The sequence below is a fragment of the Myxococcus sp. CA051A genome (genome assembly GCF_013336705.1).
Taxonomy (GTDB): domain Bacteria; phylum Myxococcota; class Myxococcia; order Myxococcales; family Myxococcaceae; genus Myxococcus; species Myxococcus llanfairpwllgwyngyllgogerychwyrndrobwllllantysiliogogogochensis.
In genome coordinates, this window is the sequence record NZ_JABUMS010000013.1 from 117,838 (window position 1) to 140,045 (window position 22,208).

22 protein-coding genes are annotated in these 22,208 nt (G+C 69.1%); 10 read left to right on the forward strand and 12 right to left on the reverse strand.

Features of this window, described 5'->3' with window-relative positions:
* Positions 1–98: 98 nt before the first annotated feature.
* The 4 genes from HUA74_RS31965 to ttcA all read right to left on the reverse strand — a co-directional run bounded on the left by HUA74_RS31965 (position 99) and on the right by ttcA (position 3,086).
* Positions 99–461, reverse strand: coding sequence for a GFA family protein (locus HUA74_RS31965; RefSeq protein ID WP_174457571.1), 363 nt, complete (start codon positions 459–461; stop codon positions 99–101).
* 121 nt (positions 462–582) lie between these two features.
* Complete coding sequence (locus tag HUA74_RS31970; RefSeq protein ID WP_174457572.1) at positions 583–1,407, reverse strand: phosphate/phosphite/phosphonate ABC transporter substrate-binding protein; 825 nt, start codon at positions 1,405–1,407, stop codon at positions 583–585.
* Positions 1,408–1,419: 12 nt separating this feature from the next.
* Entirely contained in the window at positions 1,420–2,244 is an 825-nt protein-coding gene (locus tag HUA74_RS31975) for a TerB family tellurite resistance protein (protein WP_141645938.1), read from the reverse strand.
* Positions 2,223–3,086, reverse strand: a complete 864-nt coding sequence (gene ttcA, locus HUA74_RS31980) for a tRNA 2-thiocytidine(32) synthetase TtcA (protein WP_174457573.1) — start codon at positions 3,084–3,086, stop codon at positions 2,223–2,225. Before ttcA ends, HUA74_RS31975 begins: the two co-directional genes overlap by 22 nt.
* 65 nt (positions 3,087–3,151) lie before the next feature.
* Between ttcA and HUA74_RS31985 the strand changes: the two genes are divergently transcribed.
* Both HUA74_RS31985 and HUA74_RS31990 read left to right on the forward strand, forming a co-directional pair.
* Entirely contained in the window at positions 3,152–4,318 is a 1,167-nt protein-coding gene (locus HUA74_RS31985) for a ribonuclease D (RefSeq protein ID WP_141645940.1), read from the forward strand.
* 122 nt (positions 4,319–4,440) lie between these two features.
* Entirely contained in the window at positions 4,441–7,170 is a 2,730-nt protein-coding gene (locus tag HUA74_RS31990) for a M1 family metallopeptidase (protein WP_174457574.1), read from the forward strand.
* A 1-nt stretch (position 7,171) separates the two neighbouring features.
* On the opposite strand, the gene HUA74_RS31995 is transcribed toward HUA74_RS31990, so the two are convergent.
* Positions 7,172–7,813 (reverse strand): class I SAM-dependent methyltransferase, encoded by a 642-nt coding sequence (locus HUA74_RS31995; RefSeq protein WP_174457575.1) that lies wholly within the window; start codon positions 7,811–7,813, stop codon positions 7,172–7,174.
* A 94-nt stretch (positions 7,814–7,907) separates the two neighbouring features.
* Between HUA74_RS31995 and HUA74_RS32000 the strand changes: the two genes are divergently transcribed.
* Positions 7,908–8,264, forward strand: coding sequence for a hypothetical protein (locus tag HUA74_RS32000; RefSeq protein WP_141645943.1), 357 nt, complete (start codon positions 7,908–7,910; stop codon positions 8,262–8,264).
* Between the two features lie 23 nt (positions 8,265–8,287).
* Here the strand turns inward: HUA74_RS32000 and HUA74_RS32005 are convergent, their stop codons facing one another.
* Complete coding sequence (locus HUA74_RS32005) at positions 8,288–9,781, reverse strand: carboxypeptidase M32 (protein ID WP_174457576.1); 1,494 nt, start codon at positions 9,779–9,781, stop codon at positions 8,288–8,290.
* A 68-nt stretch (positions 9,782–9,849) separates the two neighbouring features.
* Here HUA74_RS32005 and HUA74_RS32010 point away from each other — a divergent pair, with 68 nt between their 5' ends.
* Positions 9,850–10,392 (forward strand): hypothetical protein, encoded by a 543-nt coding sequence (locus tag HUA74_RS32010; protein WP_141645945.1) that lies wholly within the window; start codon positions 9,850–9,852, stop codon positions 10,390–10,392.
* A 3-nt stretch (positions 10,393–10,395) separates the two neighbouring features.
* Here HUA74_RS32010 and HUA74_RS32015 read toward each other — a convergent pair whose 3' ends face one another.
* Positions 10,396–12,021 carry a peptide chain release factor 3 gene (locus tag HUA74_RS32015; protein ID WP_141645946.1) on the reverse strand — a complete coding sequence of 542 codons (1,626 nt, stop codon included), beginning with the start codon at positions 12,019–12,021 and terminating at the stop codon, positions 10,396–10,398.
* A gap of 116 nt (positions 12,022–12,137) precedes the next feature.
* On the opposite strand from HUA74_RS32015, the gene HUA74_RS32020 reads away from it, so the two are divergent.
* From HUA74_RS32020 to HUA74_RS32040, 5 genes are all read left to right on the forward strand, one after another.
* Positions 12,138–12,545 carry a RidA family protein gene (locus tag HUA74_RS32020; RefSeq protein ID WP_174457577.1) on the forward strand — a complete coding sequence of 136 codons (408 nt, stop codon included), beginning with the start codon at positions 12,138–12,140 and terminating at the stop codon, positions 12,543–12,545.
* Between the two features lie 82 nt (positions 12,546–12,627).
* The gene (locus HUA74_RS32025; RefSeq protein ID WP_174457578.1) at positions 12,628–13,530 is read left to right on the forward strand and encodes a helix-hairpin-helix domain-containing protein; all 903 of its coding nucleotides are present in this window, start codon (positions 12,628–12,630) and stop codon (positions 13,528–13,530) included.
* Positions 13,531–13,597: 67 nt separating this feature from the next.
* A complete protein-coding gene (locus HUA74_RS32030) occupies positions 13,598–13,828 on the forward strand; it encodes an addiction module protein (RefSeq protein WP_174457579.1) in 231 nt (76 codons plus the stop codon).
* 91 nt (positions 13,829–13,919) lie between these two features.
* Positions 13,920–14,588: a TIGR02269 family lipoprotein gene (locus HUA74_RS32035; protein WP_174457580.1), complete on the forward strand. Its 669-nt coding sequence runs from the start codon at positions 13,920–13,922 to the stop codon at positions 14,586–14,588.
* Positions 14,589–14,601: 13 nt separating this feature from the next.
* On the forward strand, positions 14,602–15,336 hold the full coding sequence (locus HUA74_RS32040; RefSeq protein WP_174457581.1) for a double-CXXCG motif protein: 735 nt from the start codon (positions 14,602–14,604) through the stop codon (positions 15,334–15,336).
* Positions 15,337–15,388: 52 nt separating this feature from the next.
* On the opposite strand, the gene HUA74_RS32045 is transcribed toward HUA74_RS32040, so the two are convergent.
* The 4 genes from HUA74_RS32045 to HUA74_RS32060 all read right to left on the reverse strand — a co-directional run bounded on the left by HUA74_RS32045 (position 15,389) and on the right by HUA74_RS32060 (position 20,381).
* The gene (locus tag HUA74_RS32045) at positions 15,389–17,452 is read right to left on the reverse strand and encodes a kelch repeat-containing protein (protein ID WP_254625333.1); all 2,064 of its coding nucleotides are present in this window, start codon (positions 17,450–17,452) and stop codon (positions 15,389–15,391) included.
* Positions 17,453–17,762: 310 nt separating this feature from the next.
* Entirely contained in the window at positions 17,763–18,566 is an 804-nt protein-coding gene (locus HUA74_RS32050) for an ABC transporter permease (RefSeq protein WP_141645950.1), read from the reverse strand.
* Between the two features lie 4 nt (positions 18,567–18,570).
* Entirely contained in the window at positions 18,571–19,377 is an 807-nt protein-coding gene (locus tag HUA74_RS32055) for an ABC-2 family transporter protein (RefSeq protein WP_141645951.1), read from the reverse strand.
* Entirely contained in the window at positions 19,374–20,381 is a 1,008-nt protein-coding gene (locus HUA74_RS32060; RefSeq protein WP_141645952.1) for an ATP-binding cassette domain-containing protein, read from the reverse strand. The genes HUA74_RS32055 and HUA74_RS32060 overlap by 4 nt, the downstream gene beginning before the upstream one ends.
* A gap of 124 nt (positions 20,382–20,505) precedes the next feature.
* Between HUA74_RS32060 and HUA74_RS32065 the strand changes: the two genes are divergently transcribed.
* A complete protein-coding gene (locus tag HUA74_RS32065) occupies positions 20,506–21,720 on the forward strand; it encodes a small ribosomal subunit Rsm22 family protein (protein WP_141645953.1) in 1,215 nt (404 codons plus the stop codon).
* 191 nt (positions 21,721–21,911) lie between these two features.
* Here HUA74_RS32065 and HUA74_RS32070 read toward each other — a convergent pair whose 3' ends face one another.
* Positions 21,912–22,103, reverse strand: a complete 192-nt coding sequence (locus tag HUA74_RS32070; RefSeq protein WP_174457583.1) for a hypothetical protein — start codon at positions 22,101–22,103, stop codon at positions 21,912–21,914.
* Positions 22,104–22,208: the final 105 nt, after the last annotated feature.

A 22,208-nucleotide genomic window follows, 5' to 3' on the forward strand; every position in this document is an offset into this window, starting at 1 on the left:
TCCGGGCCCAGGTTGAACGCCGGACCCGTCTGAGACACCCACTTGCTTCGACCCATCGGGACACGGGAAGCCCGTGCCCGAGGGTTCCACTCACCCGCTCAGCGGTTCTTGCCGTCGAACTGCATCGTCTTCACGTCGCCCAGGTCGACGCCGTCCAGGCAACGCACGTTGATGGCCGCCATCTCCGAGCCGTCCGGGCCCACGCCCCGCGCGAAGGAGCGCACGCCACACTTCGAGCAGAAGACGTGGTGGATGACCTTCTTGTTGAACTGGTAGTCCGTGAGGGCCGCCTCCCCGGAGCGCAGCGTGAACTGCGCAATCGGGGTGAAGCTCAGCATGGAGCCCGTCTTCTGACAGATGGAACAGTTACACGTCACCGCGGGCTGGGAGAGGTCCAGCTTCACCTCGTACCGAACCTGCCCACAGTGACAGCCGCCTTCGTAGCTCTTGAGGTCGCTCATGCGCGGCATCCTGCACCGCCTCCCCGGAGCCACCCACGCGAAATCGCGCGCCGCGCCGCGCCAAACGCGAGCCGCGAAACGACTCCTTCACGTGCCGTGCGGCCGTCCGTGAAACGGCCTGCTACAGGCTCGCGAGCGCCACGCGGTACAGCGCGCGGTAGCCCATGCGCGGCGCGGGCTCGAAGCGCTCCGCGTTGAAGATGTCCTTCAACAGCGACACCCCGTCCGGCGAGGACTGCAAGGCCAGGAGCGACGACTCCAGCGCCGTCACCAGCTGCGGCTGAAGCCCCATGGCCACCGGCACCCCGTCATTGGGCGCCTCGTCCGTGTAGGCGATGAGCTCGAAGCGGCGCCCCGCGCCCGCCCCCAGCACATCCTCCACGCCCGTGCCGTACGTCAGCCCCGTGGAAGACGGCGGGCAGAAGACGCTCGTCACGTCCGCCTTGCCGTCCAGCACCGACTCCAGCGCGCCCCGGTAGGAGCCCGTGAAGTGCTGCGCGAAGAAGGCCCGCGCGGGCTCCAAACCCTGCGCCTTCAGGTAGGCCGTGGGCAGCAGGTAGCCCGCCACCGAATCCCGGTCCACCCACGCCGCCGTGGTGCCCTTGAGGCGCTCCACCGTCAGCCCCGCCCCCGCCCGGCACACCAGCGCTGAACGGTAGGAGGACATGCCCCGGCGCACCCCGCGCACCACCACCCGCACCCCCATGGCCTCCATCCGCGCGCACACGAACGGAGGCGCCCAGGCCGCGTCCGCGCGCCCGGAGAGCAAATCCTTGGCGAGCGTCTCGTAGCTGGACGCGACGCTCACCTCCACCAGCTTGCCCAGCGCCCTCTGGAGAAAGGCCGCCAGCCGGTCCGCGCGCTCTCGCGCCGTCTCGTTGCCCAGGGACGGCGGCAGACCGAAACGGAAGGAGTGCCTGGAGGTGGAAGGGACTTGAAGGGTCATTCTGCCCCCTGATTACCCCTCCCTGCCCAGTCGCGCCACTTCGTCGTCAGCAAGACCGAACGTCGCCTGGAGCATGTCCAGGATGCGCTGCTCCGGCAGACTGGGCTCGCCCCCCGCGTGGGCGATTTTCGTGGCCAGCCGGAACGCCTTCACCCGCTGGGTGTGCGTCGTCAGGCCGTGCGCCAGGACGTGGAGTCGCTGGGGCAGCCCCTCGGCGGACAGCGCCGCCACCGACTCGCTCACGAAGTTCTGCGCGCGCTCCGGGCTGACGTTCTCGAAGAGGGGGTCCGCCGCGAAGCTCTCCACCAGCGCCCGGGCCTCGGCCTCCTTCAGCCGCCCGTCCGCCGCGCTCACCAGCACCATGACCTCCGCGTACAGCCGCTCCAGCGGCTCTCCCAGGGCCTCCGCCAGGCTGCCGCCGTTCTCGATGACGTCGATGATCTGGGCGACCTCGTCCTCGGAGATGCCCAGCGCGGCCTGGAACGTCTTGAGCAGCCCCAGCTCCGTGCGAGTCGCCCGCTGGTCCGCCAGCGCCACCGCCGCCGCCAGGCCGAAGGCCAGCATCCGGTTCTTGTGGTCCGGAAGCCTGCGCCTGAGCGACGCGAGCACGTCCTCCAGGTTGCGCGCTTCGGACAGCCGCGCGGCGCTGGTCTCCACCAGCGCGTTGAGCTCCTCGGGACGCGTGCCCTCGAACTCCGGCCGCTCCAGCACGCGGCTGAGCAACGTCTGCATCTCCCGCTGAGACACACGGCCGTCGGCCATCGCCGCCAGCAACATCGCCTCCACCAGCGCGGCGTTACGTTCCTTGCGCGCGCTCACTGCCTGCTCTCGAGCCATGGACTGGCTCCCCCTTGCGTGTCCTGCGTGTCTTGAGTGGGCGCCGCCGCGACTTCCGCCTCGCTCGCGTTCAGCGGGTCGGGGTTGAGCGCCCGGTCCAGCAGGTGCGACGGCCGCACGTTGGCCATCGCGTTGAGAAGGCTCTGCCGGACGTTGGGAATCTCCTTGCCCAGGTCCTCCACCAGCCGCTGCATCCGCTTGCGCTGGAGGTTCTCCTGCGTGCCGCACAAATCGCAGGGGATGATGGGGAAGGCCTTCAGCTCCGCGAACTTCGCGATGTCCTTCTCCGGCGCGTAGCACAGCGGCCGGATGACCACGTTGCGCCCATCATCGCTCTTGAGCAAGGGCGGCATCGCCTTGATGGAGCCGGCGAAGAACATGTTGAGCAGGAGCGTGTGGATGAGGTCGTCGCGGTGGTGGCCCAGGGCAATCTTGGTGCAGCCCAGCTCCACCGCCGCCGTGTAGAGGATGCCCCGCCGCATGCGCGAGCAGACCGAGCACTGCGTCTTGCCGGGGGGCGTCTTCTCCAGGACGATGCTGTACGTGTCCTCCTTGAGGAGCTTGTACGCGTAGCCCTCTCGCTGGAAGTACTCCTCCAGGATGTGCCCCGGAAAACCGGGATGTCCCTGGTCCAGGTTCACCGCGAGCAGGTCGAACTTCACCGGCGCGCGGCGCTGCAGCTCCCTGAGCAGGTAGAGCATGGTGTAGGAGTCCTTGCCTCCGGACACACCCACCATGATGCGGTCCCCGTCCTCGATGAGGCGGTGGTCCGCGATGGCCCGGCCCATGTGGCCAAGCAGACTCTTTTCCAGGCGCTGGACGTCATTCATCGGCGTGGCCATCCTAGCGGCGGCCCGGGAAAAAACACGTCATTCAGGCGGTCCGGTCCGCTAGCCTGCTCAGCTCGATGCCTACCTACCCGCAGGGTGACGTGGACGTGGTGGATTCCGCCGGGGCCCAGAGCGCCCTCCAGAAGCTGGAGGCGGCCCGCGAGCTGGCCGTGGACCTGGAGGCCGACTCCATGCACGCCTTCCGCGCCCGGCTGTGCTTCCTCCAGGTCGCCACCGACGACGATGTCTTCCTCTTCGACACGCTCCAGCCCGGCGTGGAGGCCCGGCTGCTCGCCCCGCTGCTGGCCGACCCGGAACGCACCAAGTACTTCCATGCCGCCCAGGGCGACCTGCAGTTCCTGGCCGAGGGCGGGGTGCGGGTGCGGGGCCTGTTCGACACGCACCGCGCCGCCACCCTGCTGGGCTGGCCCAAGGTGGGACTGGCGGACGTGGCCCGGGAGAAGCTGGGCGTGGAGCTGCCGAAGGAGCATCAGCAGTCCGACTTCTCGCTGCGCCCCCTGCCCCCGGGCATGCACACCTACATCGCCAACGACGTGCGCTACCTGTGCGAGCTGGGCCGGCAGGTGCGCGAGTCATGCCGCGAGGCGGGCATCCTGGAAGAAGTGGTGCTGGACTGCGACCGGCTCTGTGACGAGGCCGTGGCCCGGCCCGACGTGGGCGCGGACTTCAAGCCCAAGCTGCCGCGCTCCGGGCTGTCCCCCACGCAGCTGACGCTGGCGAACGCGATTGCCCATGCGCTGCACCGCAAGCGGCTGGAGTGGGCGGAGCAGGAGAACGTCCCCATGGGGCGCATGCTCTCCAACATGGCGCTGGCGGACATCGCCACGCGGCTGCCCTCCACGCCCAAGGACCTGGCGCGCGCGGCGGGCGTGCGAGGCGCCTTCGTGCGCGCCCATGGCGACGAGGTGCTCGCCATCGTCCGCGCGCAGTTGGAGAAGTCGCGCAACGGGGAGCTGCCCCAGGAGCGCGAGAACAAGGGCCCCAAGGACACCAACCGCCGCAAGCGAGAGGACGCGCTCAAGGCGTTCCGCGTGGAGAAGGCCACCGAGCGCAAGGTGACGCCCAGCGTGGTGCTCACCAACCCGCTGATGGACGCGCTGCTCGCGCAGCCGCCCCGGAACCTGGAGGAGCTCGGCCAGGTGCCCTACTTCGGTGACAAGCGGCTGCAGTTGTACGGCCCCGCCCTCATCGAGCTGCTGGCCGCCTTCCCCGTCGTCGGCTGAGGGCCCCACCGCGCCACCGCGTCACATCTGACACCGCGTCTAAGCGCTACCGTCGCGGCGGAGGCGGTGATGGAATGACCTCCGTCACGAGTCGCCCTTGGTCTGGCGGACGGAGCTTCCCGATGCGGTTCGGACACCCTGGCGCGGTCATCGCCCTGTTGCTGGCGCTCCTCCTCGCGGGCTGCGCGGGCGGCGCCCGTGAAGCCGCGGCGCTGACGCCCCCACCCATGCCTCGCCCGCGCGTCGTGCCTCCACCCGTGGAAGACGCCCGCGTCCTCACGCCGCCGGGCCTGCGGCTGGACTGGCACGCGCGGCCCACGCGGCAGACGGTGACGCTGGAGCTGGACCCTCGCCAGGAGACCTTCCGAGGCACCGTGGACGTGGAGCTGTCGCTGTCCGAGCCCACGCGCGCGCTGTGGCTCCACGCCTCGGAGCTGACCGTGAGCCAGAGCCACTTCCGCGTAGGGGACACGCGGGTGTCCGCGGAGGCGCTGCCCGTCGGGGAGGACCTGCTCGCCTTCATCCCGCGCGAGCCGCTCCAGCCCGGCCCCGTCACGCTGCACGTCGAGTACACGGGCCGCGCGTACGACAAGGAAGACAGCGGCGTCTTCCGCGAGCAGGACAACGGCCACTGGTACGCAATGACGCAGTTCCAGCCGCTGTACGCGCGGCGCGCGTTTCCCTGCTTCGATGAACCCGCGTTCAAGATTCCCTGGGTCCTGACGTTGCGCGTGCGCACGGAGGACTCCGCCTTCGCCAACACGCCCGTGCGCGCCGAGGAGGCGGGGACGGACGGCTGGAAGACGGTGCGCTTCCAGACAACGCCGCCGTTGCCCACGTACCTGGTGGCCTTCGCGGTGGGCCCCTTCGAGGCGGTGGACGCGGGGCGGGCCGGACAGAACGGCGTGCCGGTGCGCATCGTGGTGCCCAAGGGCCGCGCGGCCGAGACGACCTGGGCCGCGTCCGTCACCCCGCCCCTGCTCGCGGAGCTGGAGACGTGGTTCGGCACGCCCTACCCCTACCCGAAGCTGGACGTGCTCGCGGTGCCGGGGCTTCTGGGGGGCGCGATGGAACATCCGGGCCTCGTCACCTTCGGCGCGCCGCTGGTGCTCGCGGAGCCGGGCAAGGACACCGTGTGGCGCCAGCGCGGCTTCGCGGAGACGCAGGCACATGAGCTCGCGCACCAGTGGTTCGGCAACCTCGTCACCCCCGCGTGGTGGGACGACCTGTGGCTCAACGAGTCCTTCGCGGACTGGCTCGCCTTCAAGGTGGTGAAGCGCTGGCGTCCGGAGTGGCGTGGAGACATCCGCCGCGTGGAGGCCCGAGGCCACGCCATGCGCGAGGACTGGCTCGTCACCGCGCGCAGCATCCGCCAGCCCATCGAAGCGCCCGGTGATATCCACAGCGCCTTCGACGGAATCACCTACGGCAAGGGCGCCGCCGTGCTCGCCATGTTCGAGTCCTGGGTGGGAGCCGACACATTCCAGCGCGGCGTTCGCCACTACCTGCAGGCCCACGCGCGCGGCACCGCCACCACCGAGGACTTCTTCCAGGCGCTGTCACTCGCGGCCGGGCGGGACGTCGCGCCCGTGTTCTCGTCGTTCCTGGACCAGCCCGGCGTGCCGCTCGTGGCGATGACGCTCCAGTGTCCCAAGGAGGGAGCTCCGCGCCTCGCGCTGGAGCAGCGGCGCTACCTGCCGCTCGGGGCCCGGGACGCGGCGGGCTCACGGCCCTGGCAGGTGCCGCTGTGCGTGCGCTACGCCGTCGGCGCGAAGGAAGGCCGCGTCTGCACGGTGCTCACCGAGCCCACGGGCACACTGGAGCTGACCGAGGCGAAGGGGTGTCCCGACTGGGTCCACCCGAACGCGGACGCGCGCGGCTACTACCATGCACTGCTGCGCGGAGACGGGCTGGAGCGCCTCACGCGCCAGGGCGGACGGCAGCTCACCATCCCCGAGCGACTGGTGTTGATGGCGGACGCGCAGGCGCTGCTCTCCAGTGGCGAGCTGGACGTCAGCCAGGCGCTCACGCTGGTGGCTCGGCTGGGCGAAGGGGGCTCGGACCTGGTGAACAGCGCGGCGGGCGTGGTGGGCAGCGTGCACACGGACCTGGTTCCGGATGCACTCCGTCCGCACCGGGCGCGCTTCGTGCGCGGACTCTTCGGAAGCCGCGCGCGTTCGGTGGGCTTCGTCTCCCGTCCCGGCGAGAGCGAGGACCTGCGACTGATGCGCCCCACCCTGATGTGGATGGCGGCCACCGAGGGCGAAGACCCGAAGTTGCGCGCGGAGGCTCGCCGCCTCACGCTGCGCTGGCTCGAGGACCGGACCGCGCTGCCACCGGAGGACGCCGCCACGGTGCTCCAGTCCGCCGCGGTGGCGGGAGACGCCGCCCTGCACCAACGCCTGCGAGACGCCGCGCGCACCGCCGCCACGGAGCAGGAGCGCGGATTGCTCTTCGGTGCCCTGGGCAGCTTTCGCGATGCGGCGCTGGCGCGCGCCAGCCTGGAGCTGTTGTTGGACGCGAAGGTGGACACGCGCGAGGCGCTGGCCATCCTCTTCGGACAGCTCTCGGAGGCGCACACGCGCGAGGTGGCGTTCGGCTTCCTGCGCGAGCACTTCGACACCCTGCGCGAGCGACTGCCCAGGGACCTCTCCACGTGGCTGCTCTCGGGTGGCGGCTTCTTCTGCGACGCCGAGCACCGTGAAGAGGTGGCGCGCTTCTTCGGTCCGCGCGCGCGGGACTTCGAGGGTGGCGAGCGTGCGCTGGCGCAGTCGCTGGAGCGCGTGGACCAGTGCATCGCCCAGCGCGAGGCCCTGCGGCCCGGGCTGACGCGCTTCCTCGCGCGCTACTGAGTCACCGCTTGCGCGCGAGCATCATCCCGTCGCGCACCGTCAGCAGCACGGGCTCCACGCGCGCATCTGCGACGACCTTCGCGTTGAAGTCCACCACCGCGTGGTCCTGCGCGGACTCGGGACTCAGCACGCGCCCGGACCACAACACGTTGTCCGCGACGAGCAGCCCTCCGGGACGCACCAGCGGCACCACCGCGTCCCAGTACGCGCTGTAGCCCCCCTTGTCCGCGTCGATGAAGACCAGGTCGAACGGACCCCGCAATGTCTTCAGGGTTTCCAGGGCAGGCCCGAGTCGGAGCTGGATTTTCCGGCCATGCGGACTGCGCGCGAAGAAGGAGCGGGCAATCTCAGCCGTCTCCGGGTTGATGTCACAGGTGATGAGCTCTCCGTCGTCGGAAAGCCCCTCCGCCATCATCAACGCCGAGTATCCCGTGAAGGTCCCGATTTCCAGGACGCGCCTCGCACTCGTGAGCGAGACGAGCATTCTCAGGAAGGCGCCTTCGACGGGTCCGACCTGCATACCCGGAGAGGACGTGCGTGCGTGGGTGATGTCCTTGAGTTCCTCGAAGAGTGGCGCGGGTGCCGCGGTGTGCGCGCGGGCGTACTCTTCGATTTCGTCAGGGACGAGCGTGAGCTTGGGCATGGTGACCGTTTAACATCGGGCATCTCATGCCTCACTTCCAGTTGCCCCCCTGCTCGGCGTGCATACCCTGGTTAGCGGTTCGGAGGTGCGAGCGATGACTGGAGCGAGACTGGGCGGTGCTCGCGCGGACGTGTCGCGCTGCATTGATGCGAGCCTCCAGTGCCAGGCGGCCTGTGAAGCAGGCATGGCGCGGATGGTGGCGCAGGGACAGACGCTGAGCAGCGCCTCGGTGCGCGTGCTGCGGCAGTGCGCGGAGCTGTGCGAGCTCAACGTGCGCGCGCTGCGCAAGGAGAGCCGGCTGGCGCGGCGCACCACCAGCCTGTGCTTCGAGCTGAGCAGCCTCGTCGCGCGCACGGCCTGGTTGGACGCGGATGACCCCGGCTCATACACGCTCGCGAAGGACGCGCTGCGGCTGGCCCGTTCGTGCCATCCGCTCCTGTTCTCGTTCTGAGTCCGCGCGTCGTGTGACGGCGCTCAGAGCGAGATGCCGTAGAGCGCGCCGTACTTCGCGCGCAGGTACCCCAGGAAGTCCGCGTCGGTGAGGCCCTGTCCCGTCACCTCGCGCACCCGCTCCTCGGCGGGCAGGCGGAAGCCCTGGCGGTGGATGCGCTCACGCAGCCAGTCGCGCAGCGGCAGCATCTGTCCCCGGCGCAGCTGCCCCTCGAGCTCCGGCAGCTCCCGCCCGGCGGCGCGGTACAGCGAGGCCGAGTAGAGATTGCCCAACGAGTACGTGGGGAAGTAGCCCAGCTCGCCCCAGGCCCAGTGGATGTCCTGGAGCACGCCCTGCGTGTCATCGGGCGGAGTGACGCCGAGGTAGCGCTCCATGCGCGCGTTCCACGCGGCGGGCAGCTCCTCCAGCGGAAGCTCGTCGCGGATGAGCAGCAGCTCCAGCTCGTAGCGCACGGCGATGTGGAGGTTGTACGTCACCTCGTCGGACTCGGTGCGGATGAGCGACGGGCGCACGTCGTTGACGACGGTGTGGAACGCATCCAGGTCCACCTGGGCCAGCGCGTCGGGGAAGCTCGCGCGCAGCAGCGGGAAGTAGTGTTCCCAGAAGGGGCGACCCCGGCCCACGAGGTTCTCCCAGAGCCGCGACTGTGACTCGTGCAGCCCCATGGACGGCGAGGCCGCCAGTGGCGTGCGGTAATGCTCGGGCGAGAAGCCCTGTTCGAACAGGCCGTGCCCCGCCTCGTGGATGGTGCTGAAGATGGCGGACAACGGGTTCGACTCGTCCACGTGCGTGGTGAGCCTCACGTCGAGCGCGTGCGTGCCTCCGGTGAACGGATGGATGCTCACGTCCTGTCGGCCCGCCTCCAGGTCGAACCCCAGGTCCCCGAGCAACCGCAGCGTGAAGCGCCACTGCGCGTCCTTGTCGTAGCGACGCCCGTCGAAGAGGGCCGGCACCTGTCGCTTCGCGCCCGAGAGCTTGCCCACCATGGGGATGAGCTGCTCGCGCAACGTGGTCAGCACGGGGGTGAGCCGGGAGACACGCATGCCGGGCTCGTAGCCCTCCAGCAGGCCGTCATAGCGCTCGCCATCATGGCCGTACGCATCCGCCTGCTCGCGACGCAGCTCCAGCAGGCGTTGGAGGGCGGGCTGGAAGCGGGCGAAGCGGCGCTCCTTGCGGGCCTCGCGCCAGGCATGGAGGCCGTGACTTTGGGCCTCGGCCAGGGCGCGCACCAGGGCGGCGGGCACGCGCACCTCGCGCTCCCGCTCGCGCTGGAGGACCGTCACCATGGCGCGCTCGTCGTCGGACAGGCCCGCCTCCGTGGCCGCCCTGGCGAGCGCATCCCCCAGCCGAGGGTCCACGAGGCGCTCGTGGTGGATGCCCTGCAGGGTGGACAGCTGGTGGGCTCGCGCGGGGCCCGCCTTGGCGGGCAGGTACGTCTCCTGGTCCCACGTGGCGAGGCCAATGAGCCCCTGGAGGTCCTTCAGCTCCTGCATCCGGGAAAGCAGCCAGGTATCCATGAACTCTCTATAACCCGCCGCACCCCGGGCTTTCGCGGGGAGGAACACAAGGGTATGAGGGCCGGGCAATGGCCAATGTCCTTCAGTTCTTCATGATTCCCGACGACGAGCTCGCCTTCTTCCGCTTCCTGGAGCGCTTCGTGCTGGAGGTGTACCCCCGGCGCGTTCCAGCGGACTGGACGACGTTCCGCGCCCATCAGGACAACATGGCGCGACTGCCCGAGGACGAGATGTACCTGGTGGCCAGCGACCTGGGCCCCGCCATCGTCGACAAGATGAAGCGCGGCCCGGACAAGGGCTACTGGCGCGTGGACGAGGTGCGCTCCCCCGTCATCTTCCTGGAGCGCTGCCGCACCAACGAGGAGGGCGAACTGCTCAGCGGCAAGCTCTGGGCGGAGCTGGACATCACCGCGCAGACGGGCCGGAAGAACGCGGCGCCGGACCGCTTCCGGCGCCTGTTCATGGACATCGAGGAGCACGTGAAGAAGACGTTCCGCCGGGGCCAGCCGAAGGACTTCTTCGTCGGCCCCAAGACGGCCCGCCTGTACAAGGAAGGCCTCGTCCTGCGCGACTCCGCCTTCCGGGGCGGCACCGTGAACGTCTACAAGTAGCGCTCAGCTCCCCGAGGCGACCGCCGTCAGCTTGCGCAGCATGGGCGCCTCGTTGAGGAACTTCAGGTCCGGGTGCTTGTCCTCGGCGTGCTGGAGCGCCCAGTCGTCGCGGAAGAGGACCAGCGGCAGACCGTCGCGGTCCTGCACCGTCTGACGGTTGCCTTCCCAGTCGAAGGACTTGGGGTCGAAGTTCGGCCCCACCACCCAGCGCGCGTGGCTGAAGGGCAGCCGGTCCAGGGCAATCTTCGCCCCGTACTCGTGCTCGAGCCGGTACTGGAGGACCTCGAACTGGAGGGCGCCCACCACGCCGACAATCGGGTCCTTCATGCCCATGCTGAGCTGCTGGAAGATTTGCACGGTGCCCTCTTCCGAGAGCTGCTCCAGGCCCTTCTCCATCTGCTTGCGGCGCAAGGGGTCCTTGGAGCGCACCACCGCGAAGTACTCGGGGCTGAAGCGCGGCACGCCCTCGAACTCCACGTCGGTGCCCTCCGCCAGCGTGTCGCCGATGCGGTACTGCCCCGGGTCGAACAAGCCGATGACGTCTCCGGGCCAGGCGTCTTCAATCGCGGTGCGTTCGGCGGCCATGAACTGGCTCGGCTTGGCCAGACGCACTTCCTTGCCCAGGCGCGAGTGGAACGCGTTCATGCCCTTCACGTACCGGCCGCTCACCACGCGCATGAAGGCGATGCGGTCTCTGTGGGCGGGGTCCATGTTCGCCTGAATCTTGAACACGAAGCCGGCGAACTTGGGGTTGTTGGGCTCGCGCGGGCCCAGCGTCGTCAGACGCGAGGTGGGCGCGGGGGCCAGGTCCAGGAAGGCATCGAGGAACGGGCGCACGCCGAAGTTCGTCATCGCGCTGCCGAAGAACATGGGCGTCAGCTGGCCCGAGTCGCTCTTCTCGCGGGTGAACTCGTCACCTCCGATGTCGAGCAGCTCGATGTCCTCGTGGAGCTTGGCCAGCTCCGACTCGGTGAGCACCGACTTGATGTCCTCCGAGTCGATGGAGACCGAGCGCTCGCCGACCTCCGACTCGCCGTGGGTGCCCTCGGCGGAGAAGACGTGGACGACGCGGGCCTGCCGGTCGTAGACGCCACGGAACTCCGGCCCCATGCCAATGGGCCAGTTCATCGGATAGGAGCGGATGCCGAGCACCTGCTCCAGCTCGTTCATGAGTTCGAGCGGCTCGCGGCCGTAGCGGTCCAGCTTGTTGACGAAGGTGAAGATGGGGATGCCGCGCAGGCGGCACACCTTGAAGAGCTTCTTCGTCTGGGGCTCGACGCCCTTGGCGGCGTCGATGAGCATCACCGCCGCGTCGGCCGCGGCCAGGGTGCGGTAGGTGTCCTCGGAGAAGTCCTGGTGGCCCGGGGTGTCCAGCAGGTTGACGGCGTGGTCCCGGTACACGAACTGGAGGACGGACGAGGTGACGGAGATGCCGCGCTCCTTCTCCAGCTCCATCCAGTCGCTGGTGGCGTGGCGCCGCGCGCGCTTGGCCTTGACGCTGCCGGCCAGATGGATGGCGCCGCCGTAAAGCAGCAGCTTCTCCGTCAGCGTCGTCTTGCCCGCGTCGGGGTGGGAGATGATCGCGAAGGTGCGCCGCCGGGCGACCTCCCTGTCGAGCTCGTTCGTCATGACCCGGGGCCAACTACCACGGGCCGTGTTTCCTTGCAGCCAACAAGGAGCCCCTGGCGGTTCGCCCGAGGCCCGTGGGAGGGTCTGCTCACACTTTTTCGCCTTCGGAGGCAGCCATGCAGCGGACCCATCACTCCACGGGTACCCCCTGGGAGCCCGTCGTGGGCTACTCGCGCGCGGTGCGGGTGGGGCCCTTCGTCTCCATCTCGGGCACCACGGCCACCGACGCGTCGGGGCAGATTGTCGGGGCCGGGGATGCCTACCTGCAGGCCGTCCAGGCGCTCCGGAACATCGAATCCGCGCTCCTGGCCGTGGGCGCGGGCCTGAAGGACGTGGTGCGCACTCGGATGTACGTCACGGACATCTCCCGCTGGGAGCAGGTGGGCCGGGCGCATGGGGAGTTCTTCGCCAGCATCCGTCCGGTGACGTCGATGGTGGAGGTAAGCAAGCTCATCTCCCCGGAGATTCTGGTGGAAATCGAGGCGGACGCCATCGTCGCGGACGCGCTCGACAAGGCACCCTGAGGAACGAGGGCTCCACTGCCCGCTTGGAGTGCATTGACGGGGGTGGTCGCCTCGCGCCCGACGCTCCAAGTTCGAGGGAGCCATGGGCGTCGAATGGAAGGACAACATCGGCATCGCGGATGCGCTGGAGCGGGTGGCGGACCTGCTGGAGGGGCAGGACGCGATGCCCTTCCGGGTGACGGCCTACCGCAAGGCGGCGGGGTCGATTGGCCAGTGGCCTGAGTCCGTGGCGGAGCTGCTGGCGTCGAAGGGCGAGGCAGGGCTGCGGGAGCTGCCCGGGGTGGGCAAGAGCATCGCGGCGGCGGTGGCGGAGCTGGTGCGCACGGGGCAGCTCGGGTTGTTGCAGCGACTGGAGGACGAGTCCTCGCCCGAGCAGTTGCTCGCCAGTGTGCCGGGCATCGGTCCGGAGCTGGCGCGGCGGATTCATGAAGAGCTGGGTGTGCGCTCGCTGGAGGAGTTGGAGCAGGCGGCGCACGACGGCAGGCTCGAAGCGGTGGAGGGCTTTGGACCGCGACGCGGGCAGCAGGTGCGGGACCTGCTCGAGGCGCGGCTGGGGCGAAACCGGCGAGGAGCGGCGCGCAAGCGCGAGAGCCAGGATGAAGGGCCTCGGCCCGACGTGGGGGTGTTGCTCCAGGTGGATGAGGAGTACCGCCGGAAGGCGGACACGGGAGAGCTGCGGACCATCGCGCCTCGGCGGTTCAATCCATCGGGTGAGGCGTGGTTGCCGGTGATGCGGCGCAAGCTGGACGGGTGGAACGTGCGGGCGCTGTTCTCCAACACAGCGATGGCACATCAGCAGAAAGCGACGCACGACTGGGTGGTGCTGTACTTCGACCAGGAAGGCGACGAGGGACAGTGCACCATCGTCACCGCGCACGGTGGACCGCTGGACGGTCGGCGCGTGGTGAGAGGTCGCGAGGTGGAGTGCCTGGCCTATTACGGCGTGGAGTCCGAGGAGGCGGAGGCGCATCAGCCCGGGGCGTGAAAACAGGAGGTCGAGTCGGAAACAGTCCCTGCTGCCAACAACGGCGCCGACGAGTAGGATTCACCTCATGGCCACCAAGGACGATTTGCTCACACGGGTCTTGAGCCTTCCTCCCGAGGAGCGCGCCGAGGTCGCGCACAAGCTCCTGCTCAGTCTCGACGACGAGCCCGCACAGGAAGCTTCCGGTTCAGAGTGGGCACAAGAGCTGGAGCGTCGCGCCACGGACATCCGCGAAGGCCGCGTGGAGACAGTCCCCTGGGAGGACGTGGAGCGTCAGGTTGTTGCTCGCCTGAAGTAGCGACGCGTAGCATCGGCCTCTCATCACGAGGAAGCCCAGGCGCAACTGCACGTAAAACTCCGGCAATTCTGAGTGCTAGGCTTCGCGGCGCATGCGAATTCTGCGAGGGCTCTGGCTTTTATGGGTCGTCCACGTGCTGGGCTGCGCTTCCGCTGCACAGCACCCGATTCATCCCGCTTGGGATGAAGCCGAGGTGGAGTGCGCTCGCCCCGAGGAGGACCGCTGCGTCACGGTCCTGTGTTCGGATGACATGTGCGGCCTCTATCGTTGCGAGGACCTGCCCAGCGAGGTTGAGCGGGTGCGTTTTCCTCCGGCACGTCCCCCTGCCGCCGCTGCCGCACCGGGAAGTGGTCCCCGGAGGAACTGGGGCGGTCGCCAGGGCCTCCCTCGCGGGGCCATCATGGTCTTCCCGCACTGGAATGGAGCGCCCGAGCGAGTCATTCCTCCTTCGCACCAGCTCACGCCAGGGCGTTGGGAGAAGCACCACATTTTTCCCCAGGCAGAGGACCTCGCGAGATGGTTCGAGCGCCAGGGCGTGAAGATCCACGACTACACGATGCCCATCCCCCGCGACCTCCATCGCCGCATTCATGGGAATGACGGTCGCGGAGGCCCGTGGAACAAGGCCTGGCGCCAGTATCGAGACCTGAATCAGAGCGCGAGTCCCGAGGACATCTACAAACACGCGGGCGAACTCATCCACCGATTCCAGCTCATCGGTGGCCCCGTTCAACCCTACTATTCTCGCCCGGGAGCATGAGGGCTTCGAACACATGACTCGGTACTTCTGGCTGCGGGAGGACGAGGCCGCGACGAGCGCCTTCAGCGGCTCGTTCGACGGGGCTCTCAAGTGGGCCCTGCCCGGTGCGAAGTGCTCGGTGTGCGGCGTGACCTGGAGCTCGTGGGGTCACCACTATCCTTGCGTGGACCTATCCTCGCTGCCCGAGCACGCTCTCTTCGAGCAGCCCCGCCCCGAGCCCTTCACCGAGTTCGCACGTCTGCGGGCTCTGGTGCGCCCCCTGGCCCCAGCGAACTCCGAGCTGCCACCTGGCACCGAGTTTGGCCCCAGGGTCGGCCGAGCCTCGGGAGCTTTCGGACCGTTCACCTGGCAAGGGACTTCGATTCTGCTCGTTCGCCGCGACGCACTGGAGCAACTCCAGGCGCAGGGCCTCCGTGGATTGACAGGGTGCCGGACAGAGCTGCGGTTTCGCCAGAAGACCGCGCCCGAGCTGCTCGACCTTCAAATCGAGCCACGCGGTCGACTCCATCCCGACTGTGTCCCACCGGATGTGCCTCCACCCTGCCCGACGTGTGGCCGCTTCGCGCTCTCGCGACCCGATGCGCCCGTCCTTGATGCGGACTCCATGCCCTCAGACGTGGACCTGTTCCGGGTCGGAAACTTCGCGACGATGCTCATCGGCACTCAGCGCCTCATGGAGGCAGTGCGCCTCATGGAACTCCCAGGAATCGCCTTCCACGAGCTGCCAGTCCGCTCCGCCGTGAGCTGATGCCCCTGCCGCCCGCGTCCACACCGGGACGCGGGCGACAGGAGCCCCATCGTCAGAGCGCTGGCGTGTACAGCTCCGCCGAGGACAGCGCTCCGCTGGTCCCCAATCCTCCCGCGACGAGCAGTCGCCCGGAGATGGCCAGCCGAGTCACCGTGCCGCTCGACAGCGCGTTGGACATGGTGCCCGCGGACGTCCACTGACCGAGCGCCGGGTCGAACACCTCCGTCGTGGACAACAGGCCCGTTCCCGCCCCGGCATCCCCGCCCAGCACCAGCACGCGGCCCGAGGACAACACCGACGCCAGCGCGCCGTAGCGGCTGCTCGTCATGGGCGCCACCGTCGTCCAGCCGCCCTGCGCCGGGTCATAGATCTCCGCCGTGGCCAGCGCGCCGCCCAGGCCCCAGCCGCCCGCCACCAGCACCTTGCCTCCGGGGAGCGCCACCGCGATGTGTCCATAACGCGTGCCCGACATGGAGCCCGTCTGCGTCCACTGGCCCGTGTGCATGTTGTAGAGCTCGGCGGTGGCCGTGTCGCCCGTGGGCGTCGTGCCGCCCACCACCAGCACCTGCCCGGACAACAGCATCGTCGCGGTGTGGTTGACGCGACGCACGTTCATCGCGCCCGTCGTGCGCCAGGTGCCGGAAGGCGGGTCATACAACTCCGCCGTGGCGAGGATGCTGCTGAAGCTGGAGGACATCCGCCCTCCCGTCACCAACACCTGCCCCGACTCCAGCAACGTGGTGGTGTGCCGCGAACGGGCCCCCGCCAGCGCGCCGGTGCTGCTCCACTGCCCCGTGGCCAGGTCATACACCTCCGCGGACGACAGATAGGACGAGGAACTGGCCTGCCCGCCAGCGACCAGCACGTTGCCCGAGGGAAGCTCGGCCGCCCCATGCAGGAAGCGCGGCGCGACCAGGCTCCCCGTCTGCGTCCACGTCACCAGGTGCTCGTCGTACAGCTCCGCGCCCGACAGCCCGCTGCCGCCGGTGCTCGTGCCTCCCGCCACCAGCACCTTGCCGGAGTCGAGCAACGTCACCGAGTGGTGATACCGCGCCGACGACATGACGGCCGTCGGGCGCCAGGGCGGCGTGGGCACCGAGAAGCGCTCGGCCGACGAGGCCCCCTGCGTTCCCTCCGCGCTTCCTCCCGCGACGAACACGTCGCCCTGGGGCAACAGTGTGGCCGTGTGCCCCAGCCGACTCGTGCTCATCGAAGACGTCACGCTCCAGCGCACCAGCGCCGGGTCGAAGATGGCCGCGCTCTGCAGATACGGGCTGTTGCCATCCGTGCCACCACTGACGAGCACCTCGCCCGAGTGCAGCAGCGTGGCCGTGTGCTGCGCCCGCTCTCCTGGCAGTCCCTGCGCCACCGAAGTCCAGGTGCCCGTCCCCGGGTCGAACAGCTCCGAGGTCCGCGAGGCCGTGAGTTCATCGATGAAGCCTCCCGCCACCAGCACCTTGCCGGACAGCAGCCGCGTCGCGCTGTGCCCCGAGCGCACTCCGAGCATCCCCGCAGCGAGGGTCCAGAGCCCGGTGCTCGGCTCGTACAGCTCCACGTCATTCACGAACGAGCCTCGCGGTCCGACTCGCCCCCCGGTGACCATCACCCGTCCATTGCCCAGGAGCGTCGCCGTGTGTCCCACGCGCGCCCTGCGCAGCGCACCCGTGGCGGACCACGTCCCCGTGGCCGGGTCATAGAGCTGGGCACTGGCCAGGCCCGCGCTCGCGCCGTTCTCTCCGCCCACCACCAACACCTTCCCGCTCGACAGCAACGTCGCCGTGTGGCCGGAGCGCAGCGAGTCCAGATTCCCCGTCGCGACCCAGGTCCCCGCGGTGGGGTCATACAGCTCCGCGGTGCCCGTGGACGACGCGCCGGAGTCACCGCCAGCGACGAGCACCTTGCCGTTGTTCAGGAGTGTCGCGCTGTGTCGACGCCGCGCGGCGCCCAGCGAGCCCCCTGGCAGCCAACGCACGCCCTTCGGGTCGTACAGCTCCGCGCTCGACGAGGACTGCCCACCCACCACCAGCACCTGCCCGGTGCGCAGCAACGTCGCCGTGTGGTCCATCCGCTGGAGCAACATGCTCGGCGTGGGCGTCCAACCCTGGCTCGCCTCCAAGCCCGCAGTCGCCTGTGCTTCCGACGTTTCTGCAAATTCCTCGTGTGAGCATCCCGCTAGGACAAGCGCCGACACAAGCGCGGCCAGTCGGCCGAGCCCGATACATCGATTCATGGGTGGGGGTCCTTTCCTTGGGGTGTGCGCCCGACGAGCCGCACGCGGCGGCCCTTACCCCAGTCCCGAGGAAGGAGGCCAATTCCGCCCTTGAAAAGATGTGTCGACACCAGATGAGACAGGTGGGGTTGATACACCCCACCACCGAGTCAGCGAGCGCTCGCCGGCTCGAAAGACTCGGTCGAGATGAAAGGGATTAGCTGCTGGCGGAGGTGTAGTGGCCGATGGAGCGAATCCAGACGCGCCGCGCCACCCACGCGAAGACCGCCGAGCCCACCACCGCCCCCACCAGGGACTGCGCTGGCAGCCGGCCCAGCATGGCCTCCGCCGGGAAGGTGGTCATCAAGGCGAGGGGAATCACGTAGGTGAAGACCAGGGTCAACGCCCCCTTCGCCACGCCCTTGAACACGGATGACGGCCAACGCGCGAAGTCAAAGATGGACGTGAAGAGGTAGGTGAGGTTGTCCACCCGGACGACGAAGAACGCGGCGCTCACCGTCAATATCCACAGCGAATACAAGAGCAGCGTGCTGGTGCCCAGGAGCAGCACGGACGTCAGGAGCCCCAAGGGAGACGGCCCGCGTCCCAGCAGCATGAAGGCGTAGAGGAAGAGCCCCAGGCCGGTGAGCACGTTGAACGCGCGCCACGGCAGGAAGCGCTGCGTCGACACGAGGAACTGCGCGTCCGCGGGCTTGAGCAGCACGAAGTCCAGCGTGCCCTTGCGGATGTGCTCCACCACGCCGGTGAGGCTCGGGTTGATGGCGCCCTCGAGGATGCCTTGCAGCAGGGTGAACCAGCCCACCACGAGCAGCGCCTCGCCGAAGCTCCAGCCCTCGACTTCCGGCCGGCTGCCGTAGACGACGAACAGCGGCGCCAGCGCGGTGAAGACCCAGCACAGCGACGTGAAGCCGTCGGTGAAGAAGTCCGCCCGGTACTGGAGCGCCTGGAGGCCGGAGGCCTTGAGCTGCACTGTCAGCAGTCGCAGATATCGCCGCACCATGCCCCTACCCTCCGAACGCCGCGAAGCGCTTCACGCCCTGCTTCCAGAGCCCCACCGCGAGCGCGCCCATGCCCAGCACCCACGCCCACTGCCTCGCCAGGAGGCCCAGCGCGGTGGGCAGGTCATGCGCGTTCGTCATCAACTCCACTGGCAGCCCCATCTGGTAGCGGAAGGGCAGCCAGTCGATGACGGTGCGCAGGCCCTCGGGCAGGAACTCCACCGGGTACATGTAACCGGAGCAGACGAAGAAGAGGACCATCCACACCTCCATCATCTTCTGGCTGCTGTCGAGGAAGAGGCTCAGCGCGCCGATGGCCACATTGGCCAGGAAGGTGATGGCCCAGCCGCCCAGCACCGCGAGGATGAACAGCGCCCACTGCCACGCATGCTGCGGCACCGCCTTGTCCGCGCCCACCAGGGCGATGCTCAGGAGCACCACGGGCAGGGCCACCACGACGCGCATGGGGAAGCCCGCCACGTTGTCGGACGCGTAGCCCCACAAGGGAGAGATGGGACGCAAGAGGCGCATCGCCAGCGTGCCCTGCTTCACCTCCCAGTTGATGAGCCACGCGGCCCACGCGCTGGTGAGCTGGCGCACCGCGAAGGTGGCCAGGAAGTAGCCCACGAAGTCCGCCTGGCCGAAGTTGCCCACCGGGGCGCTCTTGGCCACCGCCATCCACAGCACCATGTTGACCAGCGGCATGGTGGTGGACAGCACCCAGACGAACATCTCCGCCCGGTAGGCCACCGACTCCGCGAAGCTCACGCGCAGCATGGTGGGAAGGGCCCGCAGCAGACCTCGGGCATTCATGCCGTCACCGACTCGGCGGCCTGCAGCCTGCGGGCCTTGTTCTCCGCGAAGAGCTCGCTCATGACCTCTTCCAGCGGCGCGTTCTCCACGGTGAGGTCTGTCACCGGCAGTCCGGACAGGGCGCGGGAGATGGTGGCGTTGACCGCGTCCTGCTTCACCTGGAGCACCGCGGTGCCCGCCTCGTGCGTCACCAGCTTGCCCAGGGGCTCCAGGCGCGAGGCGTCAACCTGCTCGGACAGCCGCAGCACCACGCGCTTCTCCGGGCGCACGCGCTGCACCAGCGCCTCCAGGCTTCCGTCGTAGGACAAGAGGCCCTTGTCGATGACGATGACGCGAGGGCAGAGCGCCGCCACGTCGTCCATGTAGTGGCTGGTGAGGATGAGCGTGGCGCCGTACTTCTCGTTGTAGTCCTTGATGAACGTGCGCATGGTGGCCTGCATGGACACGTCCAGGCCGATGGTGGGCTCGTCCAGGAACAGCACGCGGGGCCGGTGGATGAGGGCCGCCGCCAGCTCGCACTTCATCCGCTCGCCCAGGGAAAGCTGGCGCGTCGGCTTGCCGATGAGGTCGCCAATCTCCAGGAGCCCCACCAACTCGTCCAACGTCTGCTTGTATTGCAACGTCGGCACGTCGTAGATGGCGCGGTTGAGCTCGAAGGTCTCCGCCGGAGGCAAGTCCCACAGGAGCTGCTGCTTCTGCCCCATGACGAGCATGATTTTCTTGAGGAACGCCTCCTCGCGCAGGCGCGGCACGTGCCCGTCCACGCGGACCTCGCCCTCGGAGGGGTGCAGGAGGCCGGAGAGGACCTTGAGGGTCGTCGTCTTGCCGGCGCCATTGGGGCCCAGGAAGCCCACGCGCTCTCCCGGACGGATGTCGAAGGAGATGCCGTCCACCGCCTTCACGGAGGTGTAGGTGCGATGGAAGAGCGAGCGGAGGGCCGCCTTGAGGCCTGGCGGGCGCTTGTGGACTTTGTAGTGCTTGCGCAGCCCGTGGACGGAGATCATGTGCGACAAGGGTTTAACGCGGACGCCCCCGGGTGGCGACCGTGGAGTTGAACAAGTGGCGGGGTGACAACGGGTTGACATGGGCGGCTTCCGGGAGCGGCCCCTCGGTCGAAGGCTTGGCGGGATGAGCAACGGATACAGCAAGGACCTGGAGCGGTGGATGCCGCGGCTCATCGCCGTGTGGCGCGCGTCACGCGGCAAGGGTGACGGGCCGGAGGGGCGGCTGACGCCCCAGGAAGTGAAGGAAGTGGGCGCCGGCGTGCGCCAGCTCTCGCTGGGCCTGACGCGGGAGCGGCAGCTCGCGGGGGCGCGCTACATGGACGACCCGAAGCTTTTGGGCGCCTACCTCCTCTTCTACTGGCCGGTCTCGTATGCGCAGGCCCGGCAGGTGCTGGGGGAGCTGCCGAACCGTCCCCGACAGGTGCTGGATTTGGGCAGCGGCCCGGGTCCGGTGGCCTTCGCGGCGATGGACGCGGGCGGGAAGGAAGTGACGGCGGCGGACCGCAGCAAGGCCGCGCTGAACCTCGCGCGCGCGCTGGCGACGGAGGCCGGCGAGGCGCTGGCCACCCGGGAGTGGGACCCGACGAAGAAGGCCGCCGTGCTGCCGGAGGGGCAGTACGACCTGATTACGATGGGCCACGTCATCAACGAGCTGTACGGCACGGGGGACAGCGCGACGACGCCTCGGGCGGCGCTGCTCGAGGCGGCGCTGGCGAAGGTGAAGCGCGGCGGCAGCCTGCTGGTGATGGAACCCGCGCTGCGGGAGACGAGCCGCGGCCTGCTGCACGTGCGCGATGCGATGGTGGCGCGCGGCTATGCGGTGCGTGCGCCGTGCATGTACCGGGGTGCGTGTCCGGCGTTGGTGAAGGAGACGGACTGGTGCCACGCGGAGCGGCCCTGGCCGATGCCTCGCGTCGTGGAGGAACTGGCGCGCGCGGCGAGCCTGCACAAGGAAGCGCTGAAGATGAGCTACCTGCTGCTGGCGCCCAAGGGAGAGGAGTGGCCGGAGCTTCCGCCGGGTCGGCTGTTCCGCATCGTCTCCGAGCCGCTGGAGGGCAAGGGACGGCACCGCTACATCGGCTGCGGGCCGGAAGGCCGCGTGGGACTGGCGATGCAGGAGCGTCACCGCACGGAGAAGAACGAGCGGTTCCTCCAGTTGCACCGAGGTGACGTCATCGCGGTGACGGAGACGGAGCCCAAGGGTGACGGCCTGGCGATGAGCGATGCCTCCGAGGTGCGGATGGTGGCGCCCGCGGGCAAGGGCGTGCCACCGCCTCCTCCGAAGGAGGACGCGCCCGTGAACCCGGGAACCAGCCCGAACCCTGGCGCGCCCTCCTGACACGCGGAGAGGTCGCGGGCTCCGACACGGCCCGCGACACAGTGCCCCGCGTGAACTCCGCGTCGCGTGGGCCTCGGCGTGGCCCTCGCGATGCGGCCTCCTAGCGAACCATGAGGTGCGCGGTGGCTCACGCCGGCGAGCGAGGGCCTGTGAGCGCCCAGTGAGGCCCGCTCCACCGGTCCTCGCTTCGCTCAAGCACGGGCTTGCGAGTAGGCCCCCGTGAGCACGTCGCGCATGTGGCGGAAGGACTTCACGCTGTCCTGCGCCGCGCTCACCGCGCCTTGAAGCAGGACGGTGGCCTGGATGCGGACCAACTTGAGGCGACGGGGCGCGGCGTGGTCTTCGTTCTTCCGAGGGGGCGTCATCAGGGAAGCGAGATTCATGGAACGCTCCGGGGTGTGAGGAGACGGGAAGCAGCATCCACCGCTCCCGCAACCTCCACGTCGCGCGCGGGCAACATCGTCGTCACATCGTGTCCAGGGCACGGC

Coding starts and splice junctions, on each gene's coding strand:
- HUA74_RS31965 (WP_174457571.1), bottom strand. CDS start 461: ATGAGCGACCTCAAGAGCTACGAAGGCGGCTGTCACTGTGGGCAGGTT.
- HUA74_RS31970 (WP_174457572.1), bottom strand. CDS start 1,407: ATGACCCTTCAAGTCCCTTCCACCTCCAGGCACTCCTTCCGTTTCGGT.
- HUA74_RS31975 (WP_141645938.1), bottom strand. CDS start 2,244: ATGGCTCGAGAGCAGGCAGTGAGCGCGCGCAAGGAACGTAACGCCGCG.
- ttcA (WP_174457573.1), bottom strand. CDS start 3,086: ATGGCCACGCCGATGAATGACGTCCAGCGCCTGGAAAAGAGTCTGCTT.
- HUA74_RS31985 (WP_141645940.1), top strand. CDS start 3,152: ATGCCTACCTACCCGCAGGGTGACGTGGACGTGGTGGATTCCGCCGGG.
- HUA74_RS31990 (WP_174457574.1), top strand. CDS start 4,441: ATGCGGTTCGGACACCCTGGCGCGGTCATCGCCCTGTTGCTGGCGCTC.
- HUA74_RS31995 (WP_174457575.1), bottom strand. CDS start 7,813: ATGCCCAAGCTCACGCTCGTCCCTGACGAAATCGAAGAGTACGCCCGC.
- HUA74_RS32000 (WP_141645943.1), top strand. CDS start 7,908: ATGACTGGAGCGAGACTGGGCGGTGCTCGCGCGGACGTGTCGCGCTGC.
- HUA74_RS32005 (WP_174457576.1), bottom strand. CDS start 9,781: ATGGATACCTGGCTGCTTTCCCGGATGCAGGAGCTGAAGGACCTCCAG.
- HUA74_RS32010 (WP_141645945.1), top strand. CDS start 9,850: ATGGCCAATGTCCTTCAGTTCTTCATGATTCCCGACGACGAGCTCGCC.
- HUA74_RS32015 (WP_141645946.1), bottom strand. CDS start 12,021: ATGACGAACGAGCTCGACAGGGAGGTCGCCCGGCGGCGCACCTTCGCG.
- HUA74_RS32020 (WP_174457577.1), top strand. CDS start 12,138: ATGCAGCGGACCCATCACTCCACGGGTACCCCCTGGGAGCCCGTCGTG.
- HUA74_RS32025 (WP_174457578.1), top strand. CDS start 12,628: ATGGGCGTCGAATGGAAGGACAACATCGGCATCGCGGATGCGCTGGAG.
- HUA74_RS32030 (WP_174457579.1), top strand. CDS start 13,598: ATGGCCACCAAGGACGATTTGCTCACACGGGTCTTGAGCCTTCCTCCC.
- HUA74_RS32035 (WP_174457580.1), top strand. CDS start 13,920: ATGCGAATTCTGCGAGGGCTCTGGCTTTTATGGGTCGTCCACGTGCTG.
- HUA74_RS32040 (WP_174457581.1), top strand. CDS start 14,602: ATGACTCGGTACTTCTGGCTGCGGGAGGACGAGGCCGCGACGAGCGCC.
- HUA74_RS32050 (WP_141645950.1), bottom strand. CDS start 18,566: ATGGTGCGGCGATATCTGCGACTGCTGACAGTGCAGCTCAAGGCCTCC.
- HUA74_RS32055 (WP_141645951.1), bottom strand. CDS start 19,377: ATGAATGCCCGAGGTCTGCTGCGGGCCCTTCCCACCATGCTGCGCGTG.
- HUA74_RS32060 (WP_141645952.1), bottom strand. CDS start 20,381: ATGATCTCCGTCCACGGGCTGCGCAAGCACTACAAAGTCCACAAGCGC.
- HUA74_RS32065 (WP_141645953.1), top strand. CDS start 20,506: ATGAGCAACGGATACAGCAAGGACCTGGAGCGGTGGATGCCGCGGCTC.
- HUA74_RS32070 (WP_174457583.1), bottom strand. CDS start 22,103: ATGAATCTCGCTTCCCTGATGACGCCCCCTCGGAAGAACGAAGACCAC.